Annotated in this window: 23 protein-coding genes and 2 pseudogenes; 11 read left to right on the top strand and 14 right to left on the bottom strand. The window is 58.5% G+C overall.

From position 1 onward, the window contains the following. Window positions 1-9: 9 nt before the first annotated feature. Together AO356_RS27485 and AO356_RS27480 are read right to left on the bottom strand one after the other, a co-directional pair. Complete coding sequence (locus tag AO356_RS27485) at window positions 10-1,557, bottom strand: UxaA family hydrolase (RefSeq protein ID WP_060742489.1); 1,548 nt, start codon at window positions 1,555-1,557, stop codon at window positions 10-12. A gap of 123 nt (window positions 1,558-1,680) precedes the next feature. After that, window positions 1,681-2,667 carry a LysR family transcriptional regulator gene (locus AO356_RS27480; RefSeq protein ID WP_060742488.1) on the bottom strand — a complete coding sequence of 329 codons (987 nt, stop codon included), beginning with the start codon at window positions 2,665-2,667 and terminating at the stop codon, window positions 1,681-1,683. Window positions 2,668-2,787: 120 nt separating this feature from the next. Between AO356_RS27480 and AO356_RS27475 the strand changes: the two genes are divergently transcribed. The 6 genes from AO356_RS27475 (at window position 2,788) to AO356_RS27450 (ending at window position 9,030) form a co-directional block, all read left to right on the top strand. Continuing rightward, window positions 2,788-3,966 carry a fumarylacetoacetate hydrolase family protein gene (locus tag AO356_RS27475; protein WP_060742487.1) on the top strand — a complete coding sequence of 393 codons (1,179 nt, stop codon included), beginning with the start codon at window positions 2,788-2,790 and terminating at the stop codon, window positions 3,964-3,966. 288 nt (window positions 3,967-4,254) lie between these two features. Further along, the gene (locus AO356_RS27470) at window positions 4,255-5,061 is read left to right on the top strand and encodes an IclR family transcriptional regulator (protein ID WP_060742486.1); all 807 of its coding nucleotides are present in this window, start codon (window positions 4,255-4,257) and stop codon (window positions 5,059-5,061) included. Then, window positions 5,058-5,858, top strand: a complete 801-nt coding sequence (locus tag AO356_RS27465; protein WP_060742485.1) for a fumarylacetoacetate hydrolase family protein — start codon at window positions 5,058-5,060, stop codon at window positions 5,856-5,858. The genes AO356_RS27470 and AO356_RS27465 overlap by 4 nt, the downstream gene beginning before the upstream one ends. Before the next feature lie 3 nt (window positions 5,859-5,861). Beyond that, window positions 5,862-6,755 carry a fumarylacetoacetate hydrolase family protein gene (locus AO356_RS27460; protein ID WP_060742484.1) on the top strand — a complete coding sequence of 298 codons (894 nt, stop codon included), beginning with the start codon at window positions 5,862-5,864 and terminating at the stop codon, window positions 6,753-6,755. Window positions 6,756-6,777: 22 nt separating this feature from the next. Then, window positions 6,778-7,473 (top strand): DUF4286 family protein, encoded by a 696-nt coding sequence (locus tag AO356_RS27455; RefSeq protein WP_060742483.1) that lies wholly within the window; start codon window positions 6,778-6,780, stop codon window positions 7,471-7,473. A gap of 276 nt (window positions 7,474-7,749) precedes the next feature. Continuing rightward, a complete protein-coding gene (locus tag AO356_RS27450; protein WP_060742482.1) occupies window positions 7,750-9,030 on the top strand; it encodes an OprD family porin in 1,281 nt (426 codons plus the stop codon). A gap of 49 nt (window positions 9,031-9,079) precedes the next feature. On the opposite strand, the gene AO356_RS27445 is transcribed toward AO356_RS27450, so the two are convergent. Continuing rightward, the gene (locus AO356_RS27445) at window positions 9,080-9,472 is read right to left on the bottom strand and encodes a hypothetical protein (RefSeq protein ID WP_060742481.1); all 393 of its coding nucleotides are present in this window, start codon (window positions 9,470-9,472) and stop codon (window positions 9,080-9,082) included. 157 nt (window positions 9,473-9,629) lie between these two features. On the opposite strand from AO356_RS27445, the gene AO356_RS27440 reads away from it, so the two are divergent. Beyond that, complete coding sequence (locus tag AO356_RS27440) at window positions 9,630-10,487, top strand: AraC family transcriptional regulator (RefSeq protein WP_060742480.1); 858 nt, start codon at window positions 9,630-9,632, stop codon at window positions 10,485-10,487. A 284-nt stretch (window positions 10,488-10,771) separates the two neighbouring features. Beyond that, entirely contained in the window at window positions 10,772-13,018 is a 2,247-nt protein-coding gene (locus AO356_RS27435; RefSeq protein WP_109791122.1) for a TonB-dependent siderophore receptor, read from the top strand. Window positions 13,019-13,036: 18 nt separating this feature from the next. On the opposite strand, the gene AO356_RS27430 is transcribed toward AO356_RS27435, so the two are convergent. After that, the gene (locus AO356_RS27430) at window positions 13,037-13,420 is read right to left on the bottom strand and encodes a winged helix-turn-helix transcriptional regulator (protein WP_060742479.1); all 384 of its coding nucleotides are present in this window, start codon (window positions 13,418-13,420) and stop codon (window positions 13,037-13,039) included. A gap of 102 nt (window positions 13,421-13,522) precedes the next feature. Here AO356_RS27430 and AO356_RS27425 point away from each other — a divergent pair, with 102 nt between their 5' ends. The 3 genes from AO356_RS27425 (at window position 13,523) to AO356_RS27415 (ending at window position 16,935) form a co-directional block, all read left to right on the top strand. Then, window positions 13,523-14,641, top strand: coding sequence for an NADH:flavin oxidoreductase (locus AO356_RS27425; RefSeq protein ID WP_060742478.1), 1,119 nt, complete (start codon window positions 13,523-13,525; stop codon window positions 14,639-14,641). Window positions 14,642-14,791: 150 nt separating this feature from the next. Continuing rightward, complete coding sequence (locus AO356_RS27420) at window positions 14,792-15,556, top strand: response regulator transcription factor (RefSeq protein WP_060742477.1); 765 nt, start codon at window positions 14,792-14,794, stop codon at window positions 15,554-15,556. Window positions 15,557-15,585: 29 nt separating this feature from the next. Then, a complete protein-coding gene (locus AO356_RS27415) occupies window positions 15,586-16,935 on the top strand; it encodes an ATP-binding protein (protein ID WP_060743227.1) in 1,350 nt (449 codons plus the stop codon). On the opposite strand, the gene AO356_RS27410 is transcribed toward AO356_RS27415, so the two are convergent. From AO356_RS27410 to AO356_RS27370, 10 genes and pseudogenes are all read right to left on the bottom strand, one after another. After that, window positions 16,919-18,886 (bottom strand): TonB-dependent receptor domain-containing protein, encoded by a 1,968-nt coding sequence (locus AO356_RS27410; protein WP_060742476.1) that lies wholly within the window; start codon window positions 18,884-18,886, stop codon window positions 16,919-16,921. The genes AO356_RS27415 and AO356_RS27410 overlap by 17 nt on opposite strands. 197 nt (window positions 18,887-19,083) lie before the next feature. Continuing rightward, a pseudogene (locus AO356_RS33500) lies at window positions 19,084-19,293 on the bottom strand (methyl-accepting chemotaxis protein); the annotation flags it as partial. Between the two features lie 129 nt (window positions 19,294-19,422). Beyond that, window positions 19,423-20,367 (bottom strand): annotated as a pseudogene (locus AO356_RS27405) (PAS domain-containing protein); the annotation flags it as partial. A gap of 113 nt (window positions 20,368-20,480) precedes the next feature. Next, the gene (locus tag AO356_RS27400) at window positions 20,481-21,158 is read right to left on the bottom strand and encodes an energy-coupling factor ABC transporter permease (RefSeq protein WP_060742474.1); all 678 of its coding nucleotides are present in this window, start codon (window positions 21,156-21,158) and stop codon (window positions 20,481-20,483) included. Window positions 21,159-21,218: 60 nt separating this feature from the next. Further along, window positions 21,219-21,647, bottom strand: a complete 429-nt coding sequence (locus AO356_RS27395; RefSeq protein ID WP_237140777.1) for a nitrile hydratase accessory protein — start codon at window positions 21,645-21,647, stop codon at window positions 21,219-21,221. 8 nt (window positions 21,648-21,655) lie between these two features. Continuing rightward, window positions 21,656-22,309, bottom strand: a complete 654-nt coding sequence (nthB, locus tag AO356_RS27390; RefSeq protein ID WP_060742472.1) for a nitrile hydratase subunit beta — start codon at window positions 22,307-22,309, stop codon at window positions 21,656-21,658. 19 nt (window positions 22,310-22,328) lie between these two features. Further along, window positions 22,329-22,985, bottom strand: a complete 657-nt coding sequence (gene nthA / locus AO356_RS27385; RefSeq protein ID WP_060742471.1) for a nitrile hydratase subunit alpha — start codon at window positions 22,983-22,985, stop codon at window positions 22,329-22,331. Between the two features lie 76 nt (window positions 22,986-23,061). Further along, window positions 23,062-24,576: an amidase gene (locus AO356_RS27380; protein ID WP_060742470.1), complete on the bottom strand. Its 1,515-nt coding sequence runs from the start codon at window positions 24,574-24,576 to the stop codon at window positions 23,062-23,064. 237 nt (window positions 24,577-24,813) lie between these two features. Next, window positions 24,814-25,338: a group I truncated hemoglobin gene (locus AO356_RS27375; protein ID WP_060742469.1), complete on the bottom strand. Its 525-nt coding sequence runs from the start codon at window positions 25,336-25,338 to the stop codon at window positions 24,814-24,816. A 106-nt stretch (window positions 25,339-25,444) separates the two neighbouring features. Continuing rightward, window positions 25,445-26,311 (bottom strand): transporter, encoded by an 867-nt coding sequence (locus AO356_RS27370; protein ID WP_060742468.1) that lies wholly within the window; start codon window positions 26,309-26,311, stop codon window positions 25,445-25,447. Window positions 26,312-26,337: the final 26 nt, after the last annotated feature.

Genomic DNA, 26,337 nt, shown 5'->3' with positions numbered 1-26,337 from the left:
GACTGAAAGTCAGGTGACGGCGCCGATCTGCCAAGGCACGAACTCGTTTTGTCCGTATCCGTGTTGTTCGCTCATGCTGCGTTCGCCCGAGGCAATGCGCAGCATGGTTTCAAAGATCGCTGCACCGCACGCCTCGATGGTCAACGTGTCTTCGGCTATTTCGCCACAGTTGATGTCCATGTCTTCACGTTGACGCGCCCATAAGGCGCTATTGGTCGCCAGCTTGATTGACGGGGCAGGGGCACAGCCATAGGCCGATCCGCGCCCGGTGGTAAACGCAATCAGGTTCGCGCCACCGGCGACCTGACCGGTTGCAGAGACCGGGTCATAGCCAGGGGTGTCCATAAAAACCAGCCCGTTGGCCGTGACGGCCTGGGCGTATTCGTAGACATCCATCAGATTGCTCGAGCCAGCCTTTGCCACGGCGCCCAGTGATTTTTCCAGGATGGTGGTCAAGCCACCGGCCTTGTTGCCGGCAGAGGGGTTATTGTTTAGTTCGGCCCCCATACGCTCGCAGTACTGTTCCCACCAATGAATGCGAGCGATGAGTTTTTCGCCGACTTCACGGCTGACAGCCCGCCGTGTCAGCAAGTGTTCGGCACCGTATATTTCCGGGGTTTCGGAGAGAATCGCGGTGCCGCCACAGGCGACCAGGCGATCCACCGCGTTGCCCAGCGCAGGGTTGGCAGTAATGCCGGAGTAGCCATCCGAGCCGCCGCACTGAAGCCCGACGGTCAGATGGCGAGCGCTGACCGGTTCACGCTGAATTTGGTTGGCCTCGCCAAGCAATTGCTTCACGTGGTCAATGCCACTGGCGATGGCCTTGGATGTACCGCCACTGTCCTGGATGTTGAACGTGCGCAGGGTATTGCTGCGGGTGAGTCCTTGGGTTGTGAGTAATGAGTCGATTTGGTTCGTCTCGCAGCCCAACCCGATCACCAGCACGGCCGCAAAGTTGGCATGGGTCGCATAGCCGGCCAATGTCCGGCGCAACATGCTCAAACCGTCGCCCGCTGGATCAACGGCGCAGCCGGCGGAATGTGTCAGGGCGACAACACCGTCGACGTTTGGATACGCTTGCAGTGCGGCGGGATTGATGTCCCGACGAAAATGATCGGCGATGGCCCGGGCGACTGTGGCAGAGCAATTCACGGACGTAAGAATACCGATGTAGTTGCGCGTCGCGACGCGTCCATCCGGGCGTACGATACCCATGAACGACGGGGCTTCACTGGGCGTGGTGTTGGGCTTCGCATCGACGCTGAAAGCATAATCTCGAGCGAATTCCCCCATGGCCAGATTGTGCACATGGACATGCTCGCCTGCTTCTATGTCGACAACAGCAAAACCAATGATTTGCCCATAGCGTCTTACTGGTTGACCGGCTTCGATACGTCGGGAAGCCACTTTATGGCCCGGCACGATCGCTTGCCGGATGGTCACGCCTTCCTGTTCAAGGACTTCGCCAGCGAGTAGCGGCCGGCGTGCGATCAGCACATCGTCCAGCGGATTCAAACGCAGCACAGCTGCTGCGCCGGTTTTCATGATCAGTTCCATCGCATCCTCACGGGCTGCTGGGTGGTGGGCGGTCGCTAATAGCGCCGCACTTTTGTGCCGGCACTATAGGATTCATGGAAATGGCTGCCTAATGAGAGCTTTCGATTGCTCGATAACTTTGCCTCATCGACTTTTTCTGAACTGGCTGCGGTCTCTCTTCTCTGTAGCCGTTTGCCGCTGTTTGGCGAACGCCAGCAAGGTCGCAATAAACGTCCGTGTCGGCTCTGACAGGGGCTCATCCTTGCGAGTGATAACTCCGTAATCCTGGGATTCAACTTTGAAGGGCGTGTTGAGGATTTGAAGCTGGCCGTTTTGCAGCTGTGACTGGACCATGGACTCGGGGAGCATGGCGAGCATTGGCCCGGACTGAAGCAACTGCAGGAAGGTTTGCATCGAAATGGTCTCCACCGTGTTGGCCGGCGGGGCGATCTTGAACGTCCTGAAAGCGCGCTCCATGCGTTGTCGGATCGGCGTATTGAAGGGATACATGACCCATGGCCATTCACTGAGTGCTTCAGTGGGGACCTCCTCAAGATCGCACAGAGGGTGTGTGCTGTTCACGACAAGACAAAAGGGTTCGGGTCCCAGCGACGTAAATTCGAACGGCTGACAATCTTCATCCGTGAAGCGCGCGATGATCAGATCGAGTTTCTTTTGTTCGAGCATTTCCAGCAGATGGTTGCTGGTTTGTTCGATCACCTCGATAGAGAGGAGGGGGCGCTCGCGTTTGATGCTGGCAATGGCTTCAGGCAGCACCACGGATGTCGCGGCGAAAATGGTGCCGACTTTTAAATGACCATGCCCGCCTTTTCGCAGTTTGTTGACTTGGTCGACGAACGACTCCGTGTCTTCCAAGGTGATACGCGCAAAACGGGCTACGAATTCCCCTAGTTCGGTAAGAACCAGACTACGCGTTTGACGCTCAAACAGCGGAAAACCGAGGAGAACTTCCAGATCGCGCAGCAATTTACTGATGGCCGGCTGCGTAACATTCATGTGTTCGGCGGTTGTGTGCATGTTGCGGGTCTTGGCCAAGCTATTGACCAGTACCAAATGTTTGATCTTCAGCCATCGGGAGACACTGGCAAAAGTAATTTGGTCATTTTCCATCGGTTAAGGCCTTGTCTGTCGATAACGAAACAGCATTGATGAGTGAGATTCTTTCATTGGGATTTACGGGGGCAGTCCATTAGTTTTACGGCTCTGATGACCAACTGATCTGGAAGCTCCATGGCGAATTTGAAACTGACGCGCGAAAACACCCTGCCAGTGGATGGCCTGGCCGGAACGCTGATCGGCCGTGCCTGGATCCCGGGGGCGATTGCCGGCCCCTCGCCGGTGGTGCTGCGCGATGAAGGTGTGTTCGATCTTTCTGAAACCTTTTCGACAATCAGCGAACTGCTGGAACACACCTCGCCGTTGTTGGTTGTTCGTCAGGCGCCAGGCAGGTACATCGGGACCGTCGAACAATTGCTTGGGAACACCGGCAGCCATGCCGATCCCGGCAAGGCATCGCTGCTGCCTCCAGCAGATCTGCAAGTCATCAAGGCGGCCGGGGTGACGTTCGCGTCCAGCATGATCGAGCGGGTCATCGAGGAGCAGGCCCGAGGCGATGCTGCCAAAGCCGAAAGTGTTCGCCGTCTGGTGCAAGAAGCCATCGGCGATAATTTGCGGGCAATCAAACCGGGTTCGCCAGAAGCGATGCGTCTTAAAGCTGTGCTGATCAAGCAGGGTATGTGGTCGCAATACCTGGAGGTCGGTATCGGTCCGGATGCGGAGATTTTCACAAAGGCACCGGTTCTGGCCGCAGTGGGCAGTGGCAGCGAAATCGGCATTCATCGCAAGTCTGAATGGAACAATCCGGAACCGGAAATTGTGCTGGCGGTGAACAGTCGAGGCCAAGTGCATGGCGTCACCTTGGGCAATGACGTCAATTTGCGTGATTTCGAAGGCCGCAGCGCCCTGCTGTTGAGCAAGGCCAAGGACAACAATGCGTCCTGTGCGATCGGCCCGTTCATTCGTCTGTTCGATGAAACGTTTACGCTCGATGACGTGCGCAACTGCGTCGTGGATCTGCAAGTCCGGGGCGATGATGGCTTTACGCTGGAAGGCAGCAGTTCCATGGCCCTGATCAGCCGTGACCCGCTGGATCTCGTGGCCCAGACGGTTGGCGGTGATCACCAGTACCCGGATGGCTTCATGCTTTTTCTCGGGACATTGTTTGCGCCTACCCAGGATCGCGAGGAGCCGGGAAGCGGCTTTACTCATAAGCAGGGTGACGAGGTCAGCATCGGGAGTCCGTTGCTGGGCACGCTGCGCAACACCGTCACCTACAGCCATGAGGCTGCGCCCTGGACTTTCGGCTTGCGGGCAATGATGCACAATCTTGCTGCCCGCGGACTTCTGTAGGTAAGGCAGGGTGGTGAGAGGCATTGGGCGTTCTTCCGCAAAGATTGAACATGCACAGGCGCTTGTCTATGGATAAAGAGCCGGACGCCGAAGCGTTCGGTTTTTATCTCTGTCAGGCGTCCCACGTCCCGGAGACCCGGCTGCGTGGCCCGCTCTGTCTCGATCAGGCCAACCCGGTGCAAGCGGGTTTGACTTATCCGGGGACGCCTGCATATTATTGGAACACGGTTCCAGTACGAACAATGTTGCTCGAATCCACCTCATTGTCAAAGATAAGTCGAGAAAAATATGAGAGTCGTTAAAGGTGCTGTTGACCGTTGCCTGGAGGCGATTGAACTGCTGGCCCGCGAGGCTCGCTGGATGCGGATGTCCGATATCGCAGCCGAGCTGGGCTTGGAGAAGGGCCCCGCCCATCGAGTGCTTGCTCAGTTAGTCGAGCAAGGGTGGGCGGAGCAGGATGAAGCCACGTCGCAGTACCGCTTGACACTGAAGCTGGCACTGTTGGGGCAGCGTTATTTACATGGCATCGGCTTGCCTGAATTGGTCCAGCCGATCATCGAGCAAGTGGCTGTTCAATGTCATGAGTTGGTGCGGCTGACGGTGGTCAACGAGGGCACCTTGTCCTGGTTGTCTTCGGCCCAAGGCGCCGCGCCAGGGCTTATGTATTCGCCGGCCATGGATAAACCGATCAATCTCTATGCAACCGCCAATGGCAAAGCCTGGCTGGCAACAATGTCCGATGAGCAGGCCATTGAGCATGCGTTGCGTAGCGGGCTGGGGAAAGCTGACACAGGGATGGGACACGGGCCGAAGGCGATCAACAGCATCGAAGGCTTGTTGGCCGAGTTGGCACTGACCCGGAAGCGCGGGTATGGCTTGGTCATTGAAGAGGCCGAGGCGGGTGTCTGGGCGATTGCCGTACCGGTCAAGCTGGTTCCATCCGGCACTGTGGTCGGCACGATGAGTATCGCCGGTCCGGTGTTGCGCATGCAGCCCGAGCGTTATGACGAATTGCATGCCCTGCTGGAAGAGGCCGCCAACAAGCTGGGTACGGTTTGGCCGCGCCAGAACAACGTGCATTCGGAGAGCGTATGAGCCAACTCGCACCTGCAGGGGCCAAGGCAGGATCGGAGCTGGAAGTCGCCGCTGCCGCTCTGGTCCGTGCACGGCTGGAGGGGGGGCGGCTGGCATCCTTGCCTGACCAGAACCTGCCAGGCAGCCTCGCAGAAGGTTTTGCCATCCAGCAACGCGTGGGGCCATTGGCTGGAAAGACCGTGGGAGGCTGGAAGTGTGCGTTACCGCCGGCTGGCAAGTGGATCGTAGCCCCGATCTACAGCGACAGCATTGTAGAAGGCGAACGTTACCGACTGGCCGCTGACGCCGATAAGGCGCGCATCGAGCCCGAACTGGCGTGCGTCCTGGCCCATGATTTGCCGGCACGTGTCGAGCCTTATACCGCTGAACAGATCGCTGCTGCGATCAGCGACGTGCGCTTGGCATTGGAAGTGATCGATTGCCGTTATACCCATCCACAGACACTGCCGTTCGAGCAATTGCTCGCGGATGGTCTATTCAATCACGGCCTGGTACTTGGGGCGCCAATCACGCTGTCGAACCCTGCCAGCATGCCCTCTGAACTGGCTATCACCTTGAGCGATGCAACGTCGGAGCCCCTGAAAATCAAGGGTCGACATCCGGACGGGGATCCGTTGTTGCCGATCGTCTGGCTGGCCAATTTTCTGTCTACACAAGGGATAGGGCTGCAAGCAGGGCAGGTGATTATCACCGGGTCCTATGCAGGTGTTCTCGATGTGCCCGTTAACCAGCCACTGCATGTGCAGTTCGGCGAAGCAGGCTCATTGTCTGTCCATTTCTCAACGCTGGAGGAGTAACAAATGCGCTTAGTTCGTTTTGGTTTACCGGGGCAGGAACAACCGGGAATCCTGGATTCGCAAGGGATCGTTCGAGACCTCTCGGGCATTGTCGATGACATCGATGCATCGGCCCTGAGCCCGTCAGTGCTTGAAAAGTTGCGCGCGGTTGACGTTGAAAAGCTGCCAGTGGTGGCGCCAGGCACACGTCTTGGTCCGTGTGTAGGCAGCGTACCGAACCTGATTTGCATCGGTCTGAACTACTCCGATCACGCGGCTGAAACGAATACACCTATCCCGAGCCAGCCGGTGGTCTTCAACAAACACACCGCGTCCATCAGCGGCCCCAATGACCCGGTCATCTTGCCGACGGGCGCTCAGAAGCTGGATTGGGAAGTCGAACTGGCCATTGTCATCGGTACGCCTGCCTGGCAGATCGATGAGGCGCGGGCATTGGACCACGTTGCCGGTTATTGCCTGGCCAATGATGTGTCCGAGCGGGCTTATCAGCTTGAGTACGAAGGCCAGTGGACCAAGGGCAAAAGCGGTTTTTCTTTCGCACCTCTGGGACCTTGGCTGGTCACCCGTGACGAAATTGCCGATCCGCAGGCACTTGACCTCTGGCTCGACGTGAATGGCAAACGTTTCCAGACCGGCAATACCCGTACGATGATCTTCAGCGTTGCCCATATTGTCGCGTACCTCAGTCGCTTCATGCCGCTACTGCCGGGTGACGTCATCATTACCGGTACGCCACCAGGTGTGGGGCTCGGGCAGAAACCACCGGTATTCCTCAAGGCGGGTGACACCATGCGTGTCGGTGGCCAAGGGCTGGGTGAACAATTCCAGACCGTGGTTCCTTACGTTGCTGAAATGGGGGCTGCATGGGTCGCCGGGCGCCATCCCAATGTTGACTGACTATCGCTAAAGGAAAAACACTATGAGCTTTGCAGGAACAGGTGTAGTCGCGATCTGGCATGATCTTTTGCCCGAAGCGCGGGACGAGTTCTATGAGTGGCATAACCGTGAACACATGCCCGAGCGGGCTGGAATTCCGGGCTTTTTGCGGGGACGCCGGTACGTCGCTTTGGATGCCGGGCCGACTTATTTCAACCTTTATGAGGCTGATTCTGTGCAGGTGTTGGGAGGGCAGGATTATTTATCGCGCCTCAACAGTCCGACGGCATGGACCCAGCAGTCGGTGAAGTCCTATCGCAATGTCGCGCGATCCATTTGCGCAGTCACTTACTCCAGCGGTGTGGGGCAGGGCGCGTATCTGTTAACGGTCCGTTTCGATGTTGTCGAAGGGCTGCATAAATCGGTGTCAGACGCATTGCGTCAACGCGTGCTGCCTCCCCTGGCGGATAAACAGGGTATTACGGGCGTGCATTTGTGTGTGGCGGATGAGGCCGTGAGCAAGGTTGAAACCGCAGAGAAAAAGGCCCGCGCCGAAGGCACCCAGATACCGGCCTGGATCGTCATGATCGAAGGTTGTGCACCTGATTACGTTCGCGTCGCCGGCGAGTCTTTTGTGGCCGAGCTGCAACGGCTGCTGGAGGGGCAATCGATAGGACCGGAAACCACGCTCTATCAATTGGAATACACACGGTGCAAAACGCCGGGGAGTGCGGGTTGATCGCCGAGCGTTCGAGTACGTTTTAACTTTCCAGTCGTTGTTCTCACGCAATTTCTCACGAGCGTGCCCATACAGGCATTGAGTTTAGCTCGCGTCTGCGCACGCTCGGATTTTGCTTAAGGCGATATTAAACAATTATCAAGTTGCTCAATAACGGGCTGGATAAGGAGTCCCTTCGGTCGCTCGGAAGTTAGCTCTTCGGGCTGTCTGTGCATGCGTTGTCACGAGCTAAAAATCGCAACAAAAAACAATAATAATTCATTGTGAGGAAACATCATGCGCTACCCGGTTACTGTCCGCAGCGTGCCCGCACATCAATCGCTTATCAGCCTGACTCTTGCGTTTTGCGCGGGTTCGTCAGCTGTTGTTCAAGCCGATCAAAATAGCGGTTTTGTCGATGGCACTAAGGCCACCCTCAATTTGCGCAACGCTTACATCAATCGCAACTTCACCAACCCGAACAATGCCCAGGGCAAGGCCGAGGAATGGACCCAGAACTTCATCCTCGACGCCAAGTCCGGCTTCACCCAGGGCGTGGTCGGTTTCGGCGTGGACGTGCTGGGCCTGTACTCGGTGAAACTCGACGGCGGTCGCGGCACAGCGGGTACGCAATTGCTGCCCGTGCATGACGACGGTCGCCCGGCCGATGACTTTGGGCGCCTGGGCGTAGCCCTGAAGGCCAAGGTGTCGAAGACCGAATTGAAGGTCGGCGAGTGGATGCCGGTGCTGCCGATCCTGCGCTCCGACGACGGCCGCTCCCTGCCGCAAACCTTCCGTGGCGGCCAGGTGACCTCCACCGAAATCAACGGCCTGAGCCTCTACGGCGGCCAGTTCCGTGGCAACAGCCCGCGCAACGACGCGAGCATGGAAGACATGTCCATGAACGGCCGCGGTGCGTTCACCTCCGATCGTTTCAACTTCGGCGGTGGCGAATACGCCTTCAACGAAAAACGCACCCAGGTTGGCGTGTGGTACGCGGAACTGTCCGACATCTACCAGCAGCAATATTTCAACCTGACCCACAGCCAACCCATCGGCGACTGGACCCTGGGCGCCAACCTCGGCTACTTCATCGGCAAGGAAGACGGCAGCGCCCTGGCCGGCGACCTGGACAACAAAACCGCGTTCGCCATGCTCTCGGCCAAATACGGCGGCAACACCTTCTATGTCGGCCTGCAGAAAGTCGGCGGCGATGATGCCTGGATGCGCGTCAACGGCACCAGCGGCGGCACCCTGGCCAACGACAGCTACAACTCCAGCTATGACAACGCCAAGGAAAAATCCTGGCAACTGCGCCACGACTTCAACTTCGCCGCCGTCGGCGTGCCGGGCCTGACCCTGATGAACCGCTACATCAGCGGCGACAACGTGCACACCGCCACGGTCGACGATGGCAAGGAGTGGGGCCGCGAAACCGAACTGGCCTACACCGTGCAGAGCGGCGCGCTGAAAAACCTCAACGTGAAATGGCGCAATGCGTCGATTCGTCGGGACTTCAGCACTAATGAGTTTGATGAAAACCGGATTTTCATCAATTACCCCATCTCGCTGCTATAAAACATCACGGGTTCTCCCCCTTGATGAATAGCGGCGTTCAGGGACGCCGCTATTTTTCCTTTGCTTGCAATAAGTTCCGCGCCAGCGCCAAGGCTTCATCTTCAGTGGTTGCGATGAGCATGGGATAACCCCAGAATTTTTCATACACGATTGCGAACGCTTTGCCTGCCAGCCGTTTGGCGAGACTTGATTCGATATGAATCGAGGCTTTGACATAACGCTTGAGTTCGCTTTTGTGGCGCTTCATCCATAGGGCTATTTGTTTCAGTTCCCCTGGTGAGTGTTCCGGTTGCTCCTTGTCCAGACCTTCATTGCTGATCAATACGAAGGGCTCATTGCGAGCAAGCAAGGCTTCGAGCTCGGCAAGTGACTCATCCTGGCTATGGCCCGGTGTGGTTTTTTGCAGCCAAACGAACGGAAATTGTGTGGCGTCTATACGCATTTCTATAGTCCTTCGACACGTTGCCAAACCTCTGTGATGTCCTGCGGTTTCAGGATACTCTGCAAGCGATCCGGCTTAATTGCACAGGCTGGCCACAATATTGTTCAAAACAGCCATTTTCATTTTTTGAGGGCTTAGCGTGGGGCGCACACCTGTTATGGCGAACACTGCTAAAAAAGACAGGATTGCCGTATGGGACGTCGATAGCATTTCGCGGCCCGTCGTAGCCCTCAGCGCTTCGATGGTGAGCAAGGATTGGGAGCAAGCCAGCCATCAACATCGTAAGGCGCAACTGCTTTATTCCGTGCGCGGCATCCTCAATTGTGAAATAGAAGAGGGCGTCTGGATCGTTCCACCACAATGTGCCGTATGGATACCCGGTGGTTTGTCACATGCGACACGTGGTTCAGGAGAGACAGAATGTTATTGCCTGTTTGTTGAACCTGATGCCGCTCCGGATCTTCCGCGAGGCTGCTGCACGATCGGCGTATCACCGCTGTTGCGTGAGTTGCTGCTGAAGGCGGCAGGGTTCTCGGGAGACGCTATCAATGTCCCGCGTGAAGACCGCCTGATCGCAACGTTATTGGACGAATTGTCGGCAGCCCCCGTGGAGGACCTGCATTTGCCGATGCCTCGCGACACGCGTCTGCGCAGGCTCGCTGAAATGCTCTTGGCCGACCCCGCGCTTAAGGTTTCGGTGCGCGAGTGGGCTACTCGCATTGGCATGAGTGAGCGCAGCATGAGTCGGCTTTTGCTGCAGGAAATAGGGATGAGTTTTGGACGTTGGCGTCGGCAATTGCATGTAATTGTGTCGCTGCAACGCATGACCAAGGGCGAGAGCGTCCAATCGGTTGCGTTGGAACTCGGTTATGAGGGACCTAGCGGCTTCATCACGATGTTCCGCAAAACCGTAGGCAAACCGCCTGTGCAATATCTTTCCGCCCGCTCAGCCAGCGCTGTTATCGCAGGTGAGTCATTGCCCGTGCCGTCGATCCTGTTTCCTGACGACGTGTAAGGGCTCGTAGGCGATCTATTCGAACCTGACCAATCCTCGTGGCGGATGGAAAACGGCCAATCCCTGACATTGGCTGAACTGGAAAATAATCTGGCCATCCTTCGATATCTGGCAACGGCGGCTTGTTGCTAGATTGCGCGACAACGAATGCAAATCAGTTTCACTTGAGATTGATTTGTCACTTCTGTTCTCCGGCCTGGTGCCGGTTGAGTTGTCGGCCCTTTCTCAAACCCGTCTCTCGACGGTCGGCCGCTGTCTGTTTTTTTCTTGATAAGGAATGGCTGATGTGGAGTTCGTTGACTTACTGCGGTGAGCGGCGCCCTTGCGTGCCTGAGCGTTTGCTGACAAATCCGGTGACTGCAGCGCTGTTGGTGTTTTTAGGTAGTTCGAGTTGTGTAATGGCGCAGGACCCTGTCGAAGCCGATGAGAACACTCAGTCTCAAGGCGTGATGATTCTCCCATCTGTGACGATAAGCGGGACGAGGACACCCGATACCACCACGACGGAAGGGACGGGGCTTTACACCACCGGCCAGACCACGGCCGCGACTCGCTTGCCACTGACGTTGCGGGAGACGCCGCAATCAATTTCCGTGGTAACGCGTCAACGCATGGACGATCAAAAGCTGGATTCAGTTCAGGGGGTACTGGAGAGCACGACTGGCATCTCGCCTTACCAATCGGATAGCCAACGCACGAGTTTCTATTCCCGAGGCTTTCTGATCGACAACATCCAGTATGACGGCATACCCGCCGTCATTGGCGACGTCATAAACGGCAGCGGCATCAGCGACCTGGAAACGGCATTTTACGACCGTGTCGAAATTGTGCGCGGGGCTAACGGGCTGCTTACCGGCACGGGCAATCCGTCGGCTGCGGTCAACCTGGTGCGCAAAAGACCAACGCCAGAGTTCTCGGCTTCCACCTCTATCAGTGCGGGTTCCTGGGACAGTTTCCGAGAGATGGGAGATGTTTCCGTACCGTTGACAACCGACGGTCGTATCCGTGCACGCATGGTCGGGGTCAATAACGATGGTCACTCCTACATCGATGGTTACCAAACACAAAAGCAAGCGTTCTATGGGGTCATTGAGGCAGATCTCACCGAAGACACCACTTTGGATATTGGGTATGACTATCAGAACAGTTCCCCTGAGCGACCGACATGGGGCGGTGTTCCTCTATGGTTCAGCAACGGCTCAGAGGCAGAATGGTCGCGCTCCAAATCCCTGGCCGCGGACTGGAATCGCTGGGACAGCACCCGACAGACTGCTTTTGCCGAACTTGAACACCGGTTCGATAACGGTTGGAAAGTCCGCGGTGTGGTGAACCAGTACCGCACTAAGTATGACTCCCAGTTATTGGGCGGGTTTGGTACACCCGACCAGGATACCGGCTTAGGCGTTTTTCCTAATGGTGCTTATCCGGTTGCGTTGGCCGGCAAAGGGAAAAGCCGGCAAAACACCTTTGATGTGATGGCGAGCGGTCCCTTCGATTTAATGGGGCGCCAACATGACCTGGTAGTGGGCGCTATGAGTTCTCGGTATACCTCGAACAAAGACGATATCAGTCCCTTTTTTGTAGGGTTCACACCCGGCAATATCTACAATTGGAATAATCATTTCCCCAAGCCAGACTTTGATGCAATGGCGTCTATGCCGACCGATACCGAGGTTAAACAGCGCGGCTTCTATAGTACAGCGAGATTCTCATTGGCCGACCCATTGAAATTGATTGTCGGAGGACGGTTCAGTCGCTACGAGATCGACGAGACTGCAGGTGGGACGCCGTTCAATTATAAAAAGAGTAATGAGTTCACGCCCTATGCAGGTCTGATATACGACATTGATAGTACGTACTCCGTCTATATCAGTTATACCGGCATATTTAATCCGCAAACATCGTTCCGAGACAGCAATGGCAATGTCCTCACGCCGACGGAAGGCAAGACGAAAGAGATTGGCCTCAAGGCTGAATACCTGGAGGGGCGATTGAATGCGTCTGTCGCATTGTTTGACACTGAACTGGACAACGCTGCACAACCGGATGGCAGTCTTCTTACGCCAGGCGGTGCGCAAGCTTACAAAGGTGTTGATGGTACTAAATCCCGCGGGGTCGAGTTTGACCTGCAGGGTGAAGTGGCTCCTAATTGGAACATCTACGCTGGCATCGCCGCTTTCACAGCCAAGGATGGCAATGACGCCAGGCTGAACGCACAGGTACCGCGCACAACCGCTCAGATGTTCACTACGTACAAATTACCCGGCATGTTGGAAAAATTGACTTTGGGCGCAGGCGTCAGATGGCAAAGCCGCTTCTTGAGCAGCAGTACGAGCACGAGGGTAGCGGAACAAGACCCCTATGCGCTGACGTCACTGATGGCGCGTTATGAGTTGTCAAGGAACATGGACCTATCAATCAATGTCAACAATGTGTTTGATAAAAAATATGCAACCCAGAAAGGCGATTTCGATACTGTCAGTTATGGAGCGCCGCGTAATGCACTGATGACATTGAACTATAAACTGTAGTTTGCGCGGCTAACCGAATCACTCCGCCAGCTTAACCTCCGCGGCCTCGTCAAACTTCGACCGGGCCGCTTCAACTTCGGGCAGTTTGTCGAGCGTCCATTTATGCAATTCGCGAAATGGCTGCTGCAATGTTCGACCCAGCGGGGTGATCTCATACTGCACTGCCACGGGCGAGAACGAAATGATCTGGCGCGAGACGAGACCATTGCGTTCCAACCGCCGCAGGCACTGGGTAAGTGCCTTCTGGGTGACGCCCTCCAGGCGACGTCTGATGGCGTTAAAACGATGCGGCCCGTCATCGAGTACCGCCAGAACCATCATCGACCACTTATCAGCGATTTGGTCGAACAGCGCCCGGCTTGGGCACTCCGACGAAAAACATTGCGGCTTTAATTCCAGCATTGAAGTTTCCTCACGTATACCTAGGCGACTCTAGGTGCCTAATTGACATTTGGTTTACAAAATATACTTATATGGCTTCCGAAAGCAAATGGAGTCCATCCGATGGCAAACCCCGATACCAGCATTTTATTTCGTCCTTTTTCCATCCGGTCGCTTGAACTGAAAAACCGGATTGTCATGGCGCCGATGACGCGTCTGTTCTCACCCGAAGGTATCCCGGGTGAAGCGAGCACTGCCTATTACCGGCGCCGGGCCGAGGGAGGTGTTGGCCTGATTCTGTCGGAAGGCACCGTGATTGATCGCCCAGCATCGCGCAATGATGCCGGCATTCCTTTTTTTCATGGCGAAGCGGCGCTGGCTGGATGGAAGAACGTGATCGATGCTGTCCACACGGCTGGCGGGCGCATGGCACCGCAAATCTGGCACACCGGCTCCACGCGCTACATCAACGACTGGGAGCCGGATGCTCCCGTTGAAAGCCCGTCGGGCCTTGTTTCGCCAGGTGACCTGCGTGGCGTGGCGATGAGTGAAGAGGACATTGCCGACACGGTGGCAGCGTTCGCCAAGGCCGCAGCGGATGCCAAGCGACTGGGCTTCGATACCGTCGAGATCCATGGAGCCCATGGTTATTTGATCGATCAGTTTTTCTGGTCTGGTAGCAATCTGCGCACCGACCGCTACGGCGGCCCGACAATCAAGGAACGCTCGCGTTTTGCCAGTGAGGTCGTCTCTGCCGTTCGCCAGGCTGTTGGCCCGCAATTCCCGATCATCATGCGCGTCAGCCAGTGGAAGCAACAGGACTACGGGGTGCGCGTTGCTGAAACGCCAGCGGTGATGGAGGACTGGTTGTTGCCACTGGTCGAGGCCGGTGTCGACGTCCTGCACTGCTCGCAGCGCCGCTTCTGGGAACCTGAGTTTCCCGAAATTGACGGTGAGAACGGGTTGAACTGCGCGGGCTGGGCGAAGAAAGTCACTGGAGCCACAACCATCAGCGTCGGTTCGGTTGGGCTGGAGAATGATGTCACTAACGCCTTCGCCGGCAAGGGATCAGCCCCTGCGGGTCTGGATCGGCTCATCGAGCGTATGGAGCGCGAGGAGTTTGATCTGATCGCTGTAGGGCGTGTTCTGCTGAGTGACACGGATTGGGCCACTAAAGTGGAAAAAGGCGAATACGCAAGCTTGAAGGGCTTCAATCCGGCATCTTTAGCTGAATTGGTTTGAATTGCAGTGTGGCCCGGGCATTTACGCGCAGGCCACACTTTCAATGCAATGCCATTCGCTACCCCCCCGTAAGCGCTGACCCAAACAATACAACTGAGAAGCGTTCGTAGTATCATCGCTACCTGTTTCCCTTGGTAGTCCTGCGCCGCGATGCCCCCAATTCCTTCCAGCAAAGCCCCTAGCGTGCTCATCGTCGATGACAGCCGCAAGATCCGCGATCCGCTGGCGACGTTTCTGCGTCGCCACACGTTCGAGGTGCGCACGGCGGCGGATGCGGCGGGCATGTGGCAGTTGCTCAAGCAGCACAGCTTTGAGGTGATCATCCTCGACGTGTCGCTGCCCGATGGGGATGGTTTCGAGTTGTGCAGTCGTCTTTATCGGCGAAGCGATACGCCGGTGATTCTGCTGACGGCGCGCGACACCTGCGCCGATCGGGTTCGCGGTCTTGATCTGGGCGCGGACGACTACGTCACCAAACCGTTCGAGCCCCGGGAACTGGTGGCGCGGATCAACAGCGTACTGCGTCGACGCCGCCCGACCGGCGCGAAACAGGCCATATCGGCGTCCGACCCTGTCGCCGTGAACATGAGTCCCTGCTACCTGTTTGCCGACTGGCGTTACGATGCCCGTCACGCCACGCTGGCGCGTGATCAAGAGCCGCCGATTCTGCTCAGCACCGTCGAAAGCAAGCTGCTGCAAGTGTTTCTCAACCATCCCAACACGCTGCTGCCCCGCGAGCGCTTGATTGATTTGACCACCGCAACCGACAGAGACGTGACAGACCGCGCCATCGACCGTCAGGTCAGTCGTCTGCGGCGCAAGTTGGCCCATAAACCGGGGGAACCGGAATTGCTGCGCACCATCTGGGGTGGCGGCTATCTGCTGGCGTCCGATGTCGTGCTGCAGGCGCCATGAATCGCCTGCGTGCCTTGTGGCCGCGCAAGATGGTTCATCAACTCAGTGTGCTGCTGTTGCTTGCGTTACTCGCTTCCAATGCAATCGCCATGCTGGTTCTGCAGCGCACCGGGGCGTTGATCCATCCGCTGTCGCGGACCATGAGCCTGGAACGTCTGGTCACCGCGCACCATGCGGCTCTCGAGGCACCCAACCAGGTCGGCGCCCGGCTGCTGGCGTCGATGATCACCCCGGATGCACATTTCTGGATTGATCGGCGCGCCGACGTCGAGCCCTTCGACATGCGCGCCGAAGAACAACGCCTGGCCAATGTGCTGCGCGAGCGTCTGCAATTGGCGCCAGACCTTGCCGTGGTCATGCAACTGGAGCGGGTCACCGGCGGTCATGCCCGGGACCAGGTCTTCAGCTCCGCAGGCTGGGCTCCGTTGCGTTTGCGCAGCAGCATCGAACTGCCCGACGGCCGCTACCTCAACGCGTTGCAGCACCCGGTCGGGGCTTACGAGTGGCGCAAAGTCCTGACGTACAGCCTGCCGGTGACGATCATTCCGGTGCTGTTGATCGTCATGTTCTGCATCAGTCGCGTGGTGCAGCCTGTGAAAACCCTCGTGCAGGCGTCCGAGCGCGTCAGTCGCGGCGAGTGGATTGCCCCGTTGCCGCTGACGGGGCCGCAGGAGGCACGGGACCTGACGGCGGCGTTCAACCACATGCAGGCCAGCATCGCCCGCCATGTCGAGGGCCGCACACGCATGCTCGCCGCGATCAGTCATGACCTCAATACGCCAATCACTGAACTGCGCCTGCAAGTGGAACTGCTGGAGGAGGGCGATGCTCGCGAGGACATGCTGGAAAGTCTCGAAGAGTTGAGTCTGATGGTGCGCGAAACCCTCAACTTCGTCCGCGAAGACGCTGTGCAGGAGCCGACGCTGACCATTTCGTTGAACGGGTTGCTGGACGACCTGGCCAGACGTTACCAACTGCTGAACCAGCCTGTGACCTGGCACGGAGCGCCGCCGATCATGCTGACGTGCCGGCCCCTGGCGCTGAAACGGGCCCTGACCAACCTGATCGACAACGCCCTGCGTCATGCCGGGGACGCCACGCTGAGCCTGTGTCGCGAAGACGCCGGCACCGTCCGCCTGGACATCCTTGACCACGGTGCAGGGCTTCCCGATGCCTGGTTGAGCAGGGTGTTCGAGCCGTTCGTGCAGTTCGCCGGTGGAGCGGCCGATGGGCACAAGGGCGGTGTCGGCCTGGGCCTGGCCATCGCCCGCGCCTGCGTGCAGGCACACGGTGGCGAACTGCTGCTGGAAAACCGCCCGTCCGCCGGATTGTGCGCCGTGGTCAGGCTGCCGGCCGCGCTGCTCAGAAGTTCAACGTAGCGCCCATCCACAACGTGCGACCGTAGTTCACCGTGCCGTAGGTTTCATCGTCCAGGCGCTTGTCGGTGATGTTGTTCAGCGAACTGTTCAACGTGATCGAATCGGTGAGCTCATAAGAGCCGCCCAGATCGGCCGTGGTGTAGCCTGGCGCACTTTCATCGGTAATGGTGTTGCCGGTTTCTTCTCCGTAGTAGCTGACCGACGCCCACGCTTGCGCGCGATCATTGATCGCCCACTCGCCGCGCAGGTTGGCTTTTTGCTTGGGCGTCAGCGCCAGTGGTGCGCCGGCATTGGCGCCGCTTTTCTGTTCCGAGTCGGTGTAGGTGTAATTGGCCTTGAACAACACACTGGCGTTGATATCCCATTGCCCGGTCAGCTCCACACCCTGGATCACGGCCTTATCGATGTTGACCCGGTCCATGACGATGTAACCGTTCCAGCGCTCGTCGGTGGTGACCGTCGACAACTTGTCCTGGAAGTCGTTGTAGAACACCGTCGCGCCCGCCGACAGATCATCGCGGTTGGACCACAACGCCGAGAACTCGTAGTTGGTGCTGGTTTCCGGCTTCAGGTCGGGGTTGCCGAGCATCACGAAACGGTTGCGTCGCAGGTAGGCGTAATCCTTGACCACCGCGCGCAATTCGGGTGCCTTGAAACCGCGGGCGATGCCGCCCTTGAGCGTCCAGTTATCGGTGGCGCGCCACACCCCGTAGATCCGCGGACTGGCGTGGGTGCCATATTGTTCGTGGTCGTCCAGGCGCAGGCCGGTGGTCAGCGCGAAGTTGTCGGTCACCGACCATTCGTTTTCGGCGAACACGGCTTTTTGCAGTACCGAAAACTCGTAATCGACGCGATCGCCCAGGCCCTGGTTCCAGTCGGTCAATTCGCTTTCATTCCATTGCATGCCCACGGTACTGACATTGTGCGTGGTGGGCACCACCAGTTTGGCGTCGAACACGGTGTTCTTGACCTCCGGTTTGCGCCCGTAAATATCGGTTTGCGCCGGCGTGGCCTTGCCTTCGCGGCTGGAGGTTTCCTGGGACAAGGCGATATCCGAAGTGGCCCAACCCCAACGGCCCTGGTGCGACAGCGACCAGTGATCGCGATTGTTCTCCTGCTCGCGGGTGGCCCAATTGGCACTGATGCCGTCGCCGTTCTTCAAGCGCGTGGCGCCAGCCTCCAGCAGGATGTCGTGGTCGACGGTCGGGGTGAAGGCCAGGCGTGCGGTCAGGTCGCGGTGATCGGCCTGGCTGAAACCGTTGGTTTGCTCGATGTCGTCATCGGCCTGACGATCCAGGTAACGGCCCCAGACCTGCAAGCCGAGAAAATCTTCGTGCAACGGACCATTGAGGTAGAACTGCGTCTGACGGGCGTTGCCTTGGTCACTGTGCTGGCGCGCGGAATAATCGTAGGACACCGAGCCGCCCCACTGCGGCGAAACCTTGCGGGTAATCACGTTGATCACCCCGCCAATGGCGTCCGAACCGTACAGCGACGACATCGGCCCACGCACCACTTCGATACGCTCGATGGCCGCCGCCGGCGGCACGAAACTCTGCTCGTAACCGCTGTTACCGTTGACCCGCGATTCCCGGGCACTCTGGCGCTTGCCATCGACCAGAATCAGCGTGTAATCGGCCGGCATGCCGCGAATGGAAATGTCCGTCTCATTGGCCCCGCCGTTGACCGTTACCCCCTCGACATCCCGCACCGCGTCACCCAGATCGCGATACGACTTGCGGCGCAGCGTCTCCCCATCAATCACCGTGACAGAGGCCGGCGCATCCTCGACGCGTTGCTCGTAGCCGGAAGCGGTCACGACCACATCATCAAGGGTCATGGCCTGCGGTTCGGCAGCCTGGGCGGACGTGCACAGCGCGCCGGCTGCACTGGCGGCCAGGGCGAAACGCGTCCACGGGGACAATGTTGGAAAACGGAGAGGGGAGTGCATGGGGTGTCCTTTACAATTCAACTTAAAAGAGAATCGTAATCATCTGCACTGGTGAAGATTGGACAAAGTGTGACAGGCAAATCCTACAGCACCCCACTGTAGGTTCGAGTTCACTCGCGAAAACCCAGGAGCGTCACTGCCTGGGTCTTGTACGAGAAGTCGGGGCGAATAGCATGGGGCCCCGCTTGAACTCAGTACCTCTCGATCATGTCGGCCGCCTGTTGGGTGGCCTGGCTGGTCCGGGTGGCCAGCTTGCGGACCTCGTCGGCGACCACTGCGAAACCCCTTCCGGCCTCACCGGCTCTGGCCGCCTCTATGGCCGCATTCAGGGCCAGTAGATTGGTCTGTTTGGCGATGCTTTGGATGGCGGCGACTATCTGCGTCAGCTTGGCGAGGTTTTCCTGCATGGCTTGATGCTGACGTTCCTGAGTCTGGCGCAACTGGCTTTCCTCGCGATGGGAGTGCACGTCTGTGATCGCCCCCACTGTACGTAAGGGCGTGCCGTCGTTGCTTCGCTGGGTCTGACCTCTGCCTCTGAACCAACGGTACTCGTCGTTGCGGTGCTTGAGGCGGTAGGTCACATCGAAGGGTGTTTGGCCGGAGCGGTCGGCGACATGGTCGACAAACGCTTGCACGGCACGCTGGCTGTCTTCGGGATGCAGGCGTGACAGCCAGCTTTCGAACACATTGGGAAACTCTTCGATGGTTTCGTAGCCGAGCATGCGACGCATCTGTGACGAGAACCAGATGACGTTATGGGGATTGGCTGGATCGCCTGCGACGATATTGATATCCCAGAGCGCGTCCTGGATGCATTCGCGGGAAATATCGAAGCGGGCCGAGAGCATCGCGAACTCTTCGTCTCGCAAGCGCTGTTTGTGGATGTCGCGCAGCATACCGACGCTGATCTGTGGCAGCCCCCGTTCGTCACGGAGCGTTTCACCGCAGATCTGGACCCAGCGGTATTCTCCCGAGTGGCTCTCGAGGCGCACCTCCACCTGGTAGGGCGCATGCCCGCTGCGATCGGCAAGGTGATGGGCCAGGGCATCCAGGTTGGCCTGGCGGTCGTCAGGGTGAAGGCAATCGTTCCAAGGGCCTAGATAGACGGGGAGATCCGCTTGGGTGGGCAGGTTGCCGAACCATTGCAGTACTGCATCACGTGCGGGCTGCAGGCGGCCATCGAGCTGCAATTTCCAGAGCAGATCTTCCGACCCGCTTGCCGCCAATTGCCAAAGTTGTTCTTGATCATGCAACCGCGTTTCGTATTCACCCAACTGAAGCCTGAGGCGTTGCAGTTCAGCATTAAGGTCGACCACGCTGGCCCGGAGCGCCGTGCGATCGGCGAGCAGGCGTTCGATGCCCGCCAGTACCCGTCGCAGGGACGAATCCTTCGCCGCTATCGATACTCCCTCGCCGTCGTGCTGTTCCAGCCGGTCGCCGAGCAGCTTCAATTCCTTGCGGGTGCTATTTCTGAAAAACATCAAACACCTCTGGTTCGCTCACGAGGTTTCGGGACGGTTCTCGCTCTTGATGCCCCCGAGCATTACGGTCTTCGAATGCCCGGGGACAGTCTGGCCTGGAGGAGTCTGTCGACTCAGGCGGCCTGGTACAGACGGCGCTCGAGCAGCGTGCTACCACGCAGGCGATGTGTGGCCTTGGCACCGGCCAGCACGGCCAGGTCCAACAGCGGTTCGAGGATGACGACGCTCATGTAGGCGCTGCCGAAGGTCAGAATTGACAGGGCGTTTTCTGCTGTGAAGCCTTGCCCGTAGAAGGCCCAGAAGGCAACCCAGGCGACAATGCCCCCCTGGAAGGCTGTCGACAGCCCCAGCGCTTGTCTGTAGCTCAGCTCCACATACGGTGTGTTTGGCGCGATGATGCGTTTCGCCAGGGCGGTAACTGCGAACAGCGGAACCAGAAGGGTGGTGACGTTCATGCCGTATTGCGGCAGGTCGAATGGCGCGAAGAACAGACCCTGGATCAGCAGTCCCAGGGCCAGACCCACTGCCGCAGGTGCGGCGCCGAGCAGCAGAAACAGCGTTGACCCCAGGATGAGATGGACCTCGGAGACGCCGACGGGATGATGCGGTAGTAGCTCGAAGAAGCTGAATACCAGGGCCGTGGCAGTGACAGTGCGAGCCAGCAGCGAGAAGACACCACGCTCGCCCATGGCTTGGGCAGCGAGTTTGAGGGTGTAGGCGCCGGCACCTGCGGCAGTGACGTAGCTCAGCCAGAGTTTTCCAGCTTCCACCAGGTTAGGTTCGATATGCATGACGATTGCCCCTTGGCCGCTACGCGACCTCGAAAGTAAAAAAACAGGATGACTCCGGCCTCAGCTTATGGCCCGGCTGATCGCCACCGGCTCGTGCCGCGGCAGGTGTTCGTGGCCGTTTCCATGGGCCGGTGGGCAACTCGCATTGAGCAGCGTCACCGGCTGTCCGTGGGGGGTATTCAAGTAAGCCTGCTGCCATTCCTCGGTGCGCCGGCTGATGTCTTCCATACCCGTTAAACCGAGTGTGGTGACCATTCTTTCCAACGCTGTGAGCCACTGCCGGTAGTAAGTGTCGTTGACGCTTTCTCCGGGTTGCGCCGGGGCAGCCTTGATTTCGTCGCTGAATACCTGCACCCAGTCCTCCCAGGGGAACAGACCGATCTGGTGCAGGTGGACCAGCAGGGAAAAAGCCTCGGCCTGCCAAGGTTTGTCAAAGACCGGGCCTTCATCGTCGAGAGACAGGCCGGCTATTGGGGGGATGTGACGCATGCTGGCGCTCATACGGCCTCCAGATAGTTGTCCCACAGATCAATGCAAACACTGTCCGGTCGCGCCACTCCCCACAGTTCTGTCGCACTGAAGCGAACGGCATAGACCTGTTGGGGCTGTTCGCCGAGACCGTGGGCCATCGTGTCCGGGGTGGCAAACGCGCCGTGTGCAATCTCGATGGTCCCGACCTTGCCGCGCGCGTAGCGGGGCAGTCGGGTGTGGGTGGTTGGGTTGAGGTTCTTCGTCCGCACCCGGTCACCGACCCGGAAACGGCCGCAGACGGGTTCCTTTGCCCGGGAAGAGGCGCCGCCGAGCACTACGGCCTCGACGATGTCCGGTGTTAAAACCGTGATGGGCTGTGTCGATGGGGTTGGTTTGGCCGTACCCTGCAGTTCGCCAGTGCTGATCACGCCTTTTTCCAGCAGCAGGTTCTCGAAGGCATGCAGCCAATGCTCGTAGTAACTGGACTGCAAGTATTCAGCCGGTTCCATGCGTTCAATGGAATGTCGGAATTCGTCGACATTGAAGTGTCCGCCGACGAAGAGCGAGGCGAACAGCGGAAAGACCCTGCGCTCCCAGTCGTGATGGAAGATGGGTTCATTTTCTTCGGTGAGCACCGGGCCGAAACCGTGCATACCGCCTAAGTCGTGTACACCGTTCATGGTTTTCTCCTTCTCGGGTTCAGGCTTCGTCGCCCGGCGTCTTCGGCAGGCCAGTGCCGATCATGGCGTCACGCGTCACCAGCTCGACCAGTCGTTCCTCGCTCCAGCCGTCAGTACCGGCCGGACGTTCCGGCAATACCAGGTAGCGCAACTCAGCACTGCTGTCCCAGACGCGAACTTCCTTGTCATCGGGAATGATCAAGCCGAATTCGGCCAGCACGCTGCGCGGATCGATGACGATCCGTGACCGATAGGGCGCGGATTTGTACCAGACGGGTGGCAGGCCCAAGGTCGGCCAGGGGTAGCAGGAGCACAGCGTGCAGACCGTCACGTTGTGCACGGTCGCGGTGTTCTCCACCACCACCATGTCTTCGCCCTGCACGCCGGAAAAACCCAGCTCGGCAATGGCCGCGGTGGCATCTTCCAGCAGCCGATGCTTGTAATCGGGATCGAACCAGGCCTTGGCGACCACCTGGGCGCCGTTGCGAGGGCCGACCTTGTGCTGGTAAGTGTCCACCAGAGCATCCATGGCGGTTGGGTCGACCAAGCCCTTTTCGATCAACAGGGATTCGAGCGCCTTGACACGCAAGGCGATGGCCTCGGGGGGCTCGGTGTGATCGTGATCGTGATCGTGATCGTGATCGTGATCGTGATGATGTTCGTGGGTATGACTCATGTCTTGGCTCCTCTGAAGTTGATACTCACTTTCAGTGCTACTTGCCGGTGTTCGTTCGCCAATGCGATGCGCAGGTCTACAACGTCCGCCAATCGACAGAGGCCTCGAATGCGGCTGCAGCCTGATAGAGGGTGCCTTCGGCATAATGTCTTCCGACAAGCATCAGTCCCACGGGCAGTCCGTCCACCAGGCCACACGGGATCGACATGGCGGGGTGCCCCGTAATGTCTTGAGCGGCCGTATTGCCAAGCATCTCCAACGCACGCGTGACGGTCTCGGTGATTGAAGAACCCGGTTCCGGGAGCGGCTGGGCGGTGATTGGCACTGTCGGCATGACGAGCAGGTCATAGGTGTCCAGTGCCTTGTCGTAGGCCGCTCGGGCAAAGCGCGCTATGTTCTGGGCCTTGGCGTAGTAGCGACCGTTGTAGCGCTCCAGACCGAACTGGCCCACGAACATGCAAAGCTTGAGTGACGGCGACAATGCGTTTGCCTGGTCGCGCCAACCGACCTGTTTGTCCAGCAGGCCCACGTCGTACAGCCCCTTCCAGTTAAAACCCGCGCCATTGCCGTGCATCATTTGCATGGTCAGGCCTTCACAGCCGATAGGGCTCCATAACGATCCCGCCAGGTTGTGTTCGGGAACCGATACCTCCTCGACCCGCGCGCCCAAAGCTTCGAGCCGGGCGATAGCGCTGCGGACCTTTTCTGCGATACGTGGATCCTGGTTGGCGAGTTGGAAGCCTTCCTGGAGGATCCCGATCCGGAGTCCGGTCACGCCTCGTTCCAGATAATCGCAATAGGCATCGACCTTGGGGGCGGCCTGGCGAGGGTCGAGCCCGTCGGCGCCGGCCATCACTTCGAGCATGAGCGCGTTATCGCGTACGTTGTTCGTCATGGGGCCGACATGGTCGAAGGTGGACTCGATCGCCATGACCCCGGTGTAAGGCACTAGACCCCAGGTAGGTTTCATTCCATAAATGCCGCACCATGCGGCAGGAATGCGGATGGAACCGCCTTGGTCGCCACCGATAGCCAGGTCGACCGCGCCCGTCGCCACAAGCGCCGCGCTGCCCGAAGACGAACCGCCCGTCGTGAAACCATGGCGAAAAGGGTTGTGCACAGGCGCGGGGTCCGAGGTATGGCTTCCACCGGAGAGGCAGTAATGTTCGCAGGTGGCTTTGCCGAGGATGGTTGCTCCAGCGTCGAGCAGACGCGTCACCACGGTGGCATCAAGCGACGGTACGAAACCCTCCAGTGGTGCGGCGCCGTTCATCATCGGGACACCGGCCAGGGAGATATTGTCTTTGAGCGCGACCGTCTTGCCAGCAAGCTTGCCCGAACTGGCGCCCATCACCTCAGTTCTGTAGTACCAGGCGTTCAGCGGGTTTTCCGTGCTTGAAGGGCGATAACCGGAACTGCGCTCGTAGCGCACTGAAGGGATGAAATCAGGCAACTCATCGACGAGGTCGTAGGCATCGAAACTGGATTGCATGAGCGCCAGGTATTCGCTGGCTTGCTCGGGTGTCAGCTGTATGTGCAGGCGGCTGGCGAGATCCTGCACTTGTTCGAGAGTCGGGCGGATGATGGCCATGGGGTGTCCTGTGTCCTGTGCCAACCCGCAGGGGCTGGCAATGTCTGTTCAAACGTCATCTCGGGGATACCCGGGCACGGTGCGCACGATTGGCGAGCCGTGGCCGGGGCTGGTATCAAGCTATCTCCACAGATTGAGCAGCGCTTGGCTGAGGAGGACAGTCGCTTGGTTGAGCGGGACTCGCTTGCTCCTCCACGGTCGCCCTCCATTGCTGTGGCTCAGGCTTATGCCGGGGTATCAGTCTTCGGATTCAGGCGTGGTCTGTTTCCGAGGTGACTTCCCGGCTTTTGGCCAGACAACTCCAACGCTTCTCATGCCTTTGGCGGGGTCCATTTCCGGGTGCGCGAGTACGACGTCCCGATAGGAGGGGCTCCCGATCACCGCCGGTTTGAACTTGATGAGGAAGTCATTGACCTCTTTGCGCAGATCCGGGGCCAGAGCGTAGTCGTCGTAGCACGCCTCGAGACAATCGAGCACGGCTTGCCAGTGCACCTCGGTCAGCCCCATTCCGCGATGCGCGGTGACCATGTCTCTCCCCCTGTATTTGGCGCTTCCACCCCAGTGCTCGGAAAGGAAATCGACAAAATTGATGTGTTCCTTTTGGAACGTCGATTCCGACATATGGGCCCAGATGTGCCCGATGGCAGGGTGTCCCATTGTCTTTCTCAACACTGCGCCTGCGAACTGATAGATCACGTCATAGCCGCCAAGACGGGTATAGAGGGAGGGTTGTTGTTCCGTGGTGGGTTGCTGGTCGGTCATTGTCTGGTTACTCCGTTTCGGGTGAGAGGCATCTCATTAGCCAACTGTCGCGTCGTTGGGCACACGCTTGGTTGATAAGGACAACGGGTGGTAGAGACGGGCGGGCCTAAAAGACCCTGACGTAGCGCAGGTTCATGCGAAAGTCTTCTTTGGGGCCGTTCTCCACCGCAAGGTCGCGTCCGAGTTGCACTTGGAGTTGGTCCTTGGCGGTGAAAAACTTTCTGGCCGTGACGCGGAAGTTGGTGGTTTCCATCCTGTCGTCCTGGTTGACACCATCGATCTGGTTTTCCCCGCCCCAACTGTGGCCGAAGCCGATAGCCAGCGCAGTGGTCTCGTCGGGCATGTAGCGCCCCATTAACTGAGCGCCGTAGGAAACGTCCTGTTCCCGACGGGCGGAGCTGGCGCCAAAGTCGTTGTTGTCCCCGTACCAGATGGCGTCACCGACGAGGTCGATGGCCCACTTCTCCGTGAAGTGCTTGACGTAAGCGGCCTGGAGATCAACCTTCCAACGGTTCTCGCCAATGTTGAGCGCGTCGTCTTTGTCATAGTCACCAGTCGGCACGTACAGGTAGGCGGTCGCACCGAGGGTGTCGTTGGCGTCGTTGAGACGGTACTTGAGCGGTGCGGTGAGAATGAGGTCGCCGATGCCGCTGGCGTCGCCTAGACCAGAAGCGTCACCACCGCCCGAGACATGACCGAAGGGCAACAGGAATTGAGGCTCGATGGTCAGTCGCTCGCTCAACTGATAGACGTGCAGCAAACGCAGAATGCCGATATCGGAAGTCAGGTTGAAATCGGAACTGGTCTTGTGCCCCTGGGCATAGGCACTGTCCGTGGTGGCGTGCTGGTAGTAGACCACGCCGATGGTCGCTCCCACGGGGAGCGGCTCGTAATCGCCAGGGTCCACCTCGAGGGCATGGGAGGAAAGGCTGGGGAGGAGGGCGGCAAGCGACAGGTAGCGGAACTGTTTCATGATCGAAGATCCTTTTTTCGGGCAAA

This window comes from Pseudomonas fluorescens, assembly GCF_001307275.1.
Classification (GTDB): Bacteria; Pseudomonadota; Gammaproteobacteria; order Pseudomonadales; family Pseudomonadaceae; genus Aquipseudomonas; species Aquipseudomonas fluorescens_AA.
Note: the sequence above shows the minus strand (reverse complement) of the source record. Positions and strands in the feature narration are given on the sequence as shown.

Excerpts from the sequence above, each read along its gene's own strand:
- AO356_RS27485 (WP_060742489.1), bottom strand. The coding sequence starts at position 1,557 with ATGGAACTGATCATGAAAACCGGCGCAGCAGCTGTGCTGCGTTTGAAT.
- AO356_RS27480 (WP_060742488.1), bottom strand. The coding sequence starts at position 2,667 with ATGGAAAATGACCAAATTACTTTTGCCAGTGTCTCCCGATGGCTGAAG.
- AO356_RS27475 (WP_060742487.1), top strand. The coding sequence starts at position 2,788 with ATGGCGAATTTGAAACTGACGCGCGAAAACACCCTGCCAGTGGATGGC.
- AO356_RS27470 (WP_060742486.1), top strand. The coding sequence starts at position 4,255 with ATGAGAGTCGTTAAAGGTGCTGTTGACCGTTGCCTGGAGGCGATTGAA.
- AO356_RS27465 (WP_060742485.1), top strand. The coding sequence starts at position 5,058 with ATGAGCCAACTCGCACCTGCAGGGGCCAAGGCAGGATCGGAGCTGGAA.
- AO356_RS27460 (WP_060742484.1), top strand. The coding sequence starts at position 5,862 with ATGCGCTTAGTTCGTTTTGGTTTACCGGGGCAGGAACAACCGGGAATC.
- AO356_RS27455 (WP_060742483.1), top strand. The coding sequence starts at position 6,778 with ATGAGCTTTGCAGGAACAGGTGTAGTCGCGATCTGGCATGATCTTTTG.
- AO356_RS27450 (WP_060742482.1), top strand. The coding sequence starts at position 7,750 with ATGCGCTACCCGGTTACTGTCCGCAGCGTGCCCGCACATCAATCGCTT.
- AO356_RS27445 (WP_060742481.1), bottom strand. The coding sequence starts at position 9,472 with ATGCGTATAGACGCCACACAATTTCCGTTCGTTTGGCTGCAAAAAACC.
- AO356_RS27440 (WP_060742480.1), top strand. The coding sequence starts at position 9,630 with ATGGCGAACACTGCTAAAAAAGACAGGATTGCCGTATGGGACGTCGAT.
- AO356_RS27435 (WP_109791122.1), top strand. The coding sequence starts at position 10,772 with ATGTGGAGTTCGTTGACTTACTGCGGTGAGCGGCGCCCTTGCGTGCCT.
- AO356_RS27430 (WP_060742479.1), bottom strand. The coding sequence starts at position 13,420 with ATGCTGGAATTAAAGCCGCAATGTTTTTCGTCGGAGTGCCCAAGCCGG.
- AO356_RS27425 (WP_060742478.1), top strand. The coding sequence starts at position 13,523 with ATGGCAAACCCCGATACCAGCATTTTATTTCGTCCTTTTTCCATCCGG.
- AO356_RS27420 (WP_060742477.1), top strand. The coding sequence starts at position 14,792 with ATGCCCCCAATTCCTTCCAGCAAAGCCCCTAGCGTGCTCATCGTCGAT.
- AO356_RS27415 (WP_060743227.1), top strand. The coding sequence starts at position 15,586 with ATGGTTCATCAACTCAGTGTGCTGCTGTTGCTTGCGTTACTCGCTTCC.
- AO356_RS27410 (WP_060742476.1), bottom strand. The coding sequence starts at position 18,886 with ATGCACTCCCCTCTCCGTTTTCCAACATTGTCCCCGTGGACGCGTTTC.
- AO356_RS27400 (WP_060742474.1), bottom strand. The coding sequence starts at position 21,158 with ATGCATATCGAACCTAACCTGGTGGAAGCTGGAAAACTCTGGCTGAGC.
- AO356_RS27395 (WP_237140777.1), bottom strand. The coding sequence starts at position 21,647 with ATGCGTCACATCCCCCCAATAGCCGGCCTGTCTCTCGACGATGAAGGC.
- nthB (WP_060742472.1), bottom strand. The coding sequence starts at position 22,309 with ATGAACGGTGTACACGACTTAGGCGGTATGCACGGTTTCGGCCCGGTG.
- nthA (WP_060742471.1), bottom strand. The coding sequence starts at position 22,985 with ATGAGTCATACCCACGAACATCATCACGATCACGATCACGATCACGAT.
- AO356_RS27380 (WP_060742470.1), bottom strand. The coding sequence starts at position 24,576 with ATGGCCATCATCCGCCCGACTCTCGAACAAGTGCAGGATCTCGCCAGC.
- AO356_RS27375 (WP_060742469.1), bottom strand. The coding sequence starts at position 25,338 with ATGACCGACCAGCAACCCACCACGGAACAACAACCCTCCCTCTATACC.
- AO356_RS27370 (WP_060742468.1), bottom strand. The coding sequence starts at position 26,311 with ATGAAACAGTTCCGCTACCTGTCGCTTGCCGCCCTCCTCCCCAGCCTT.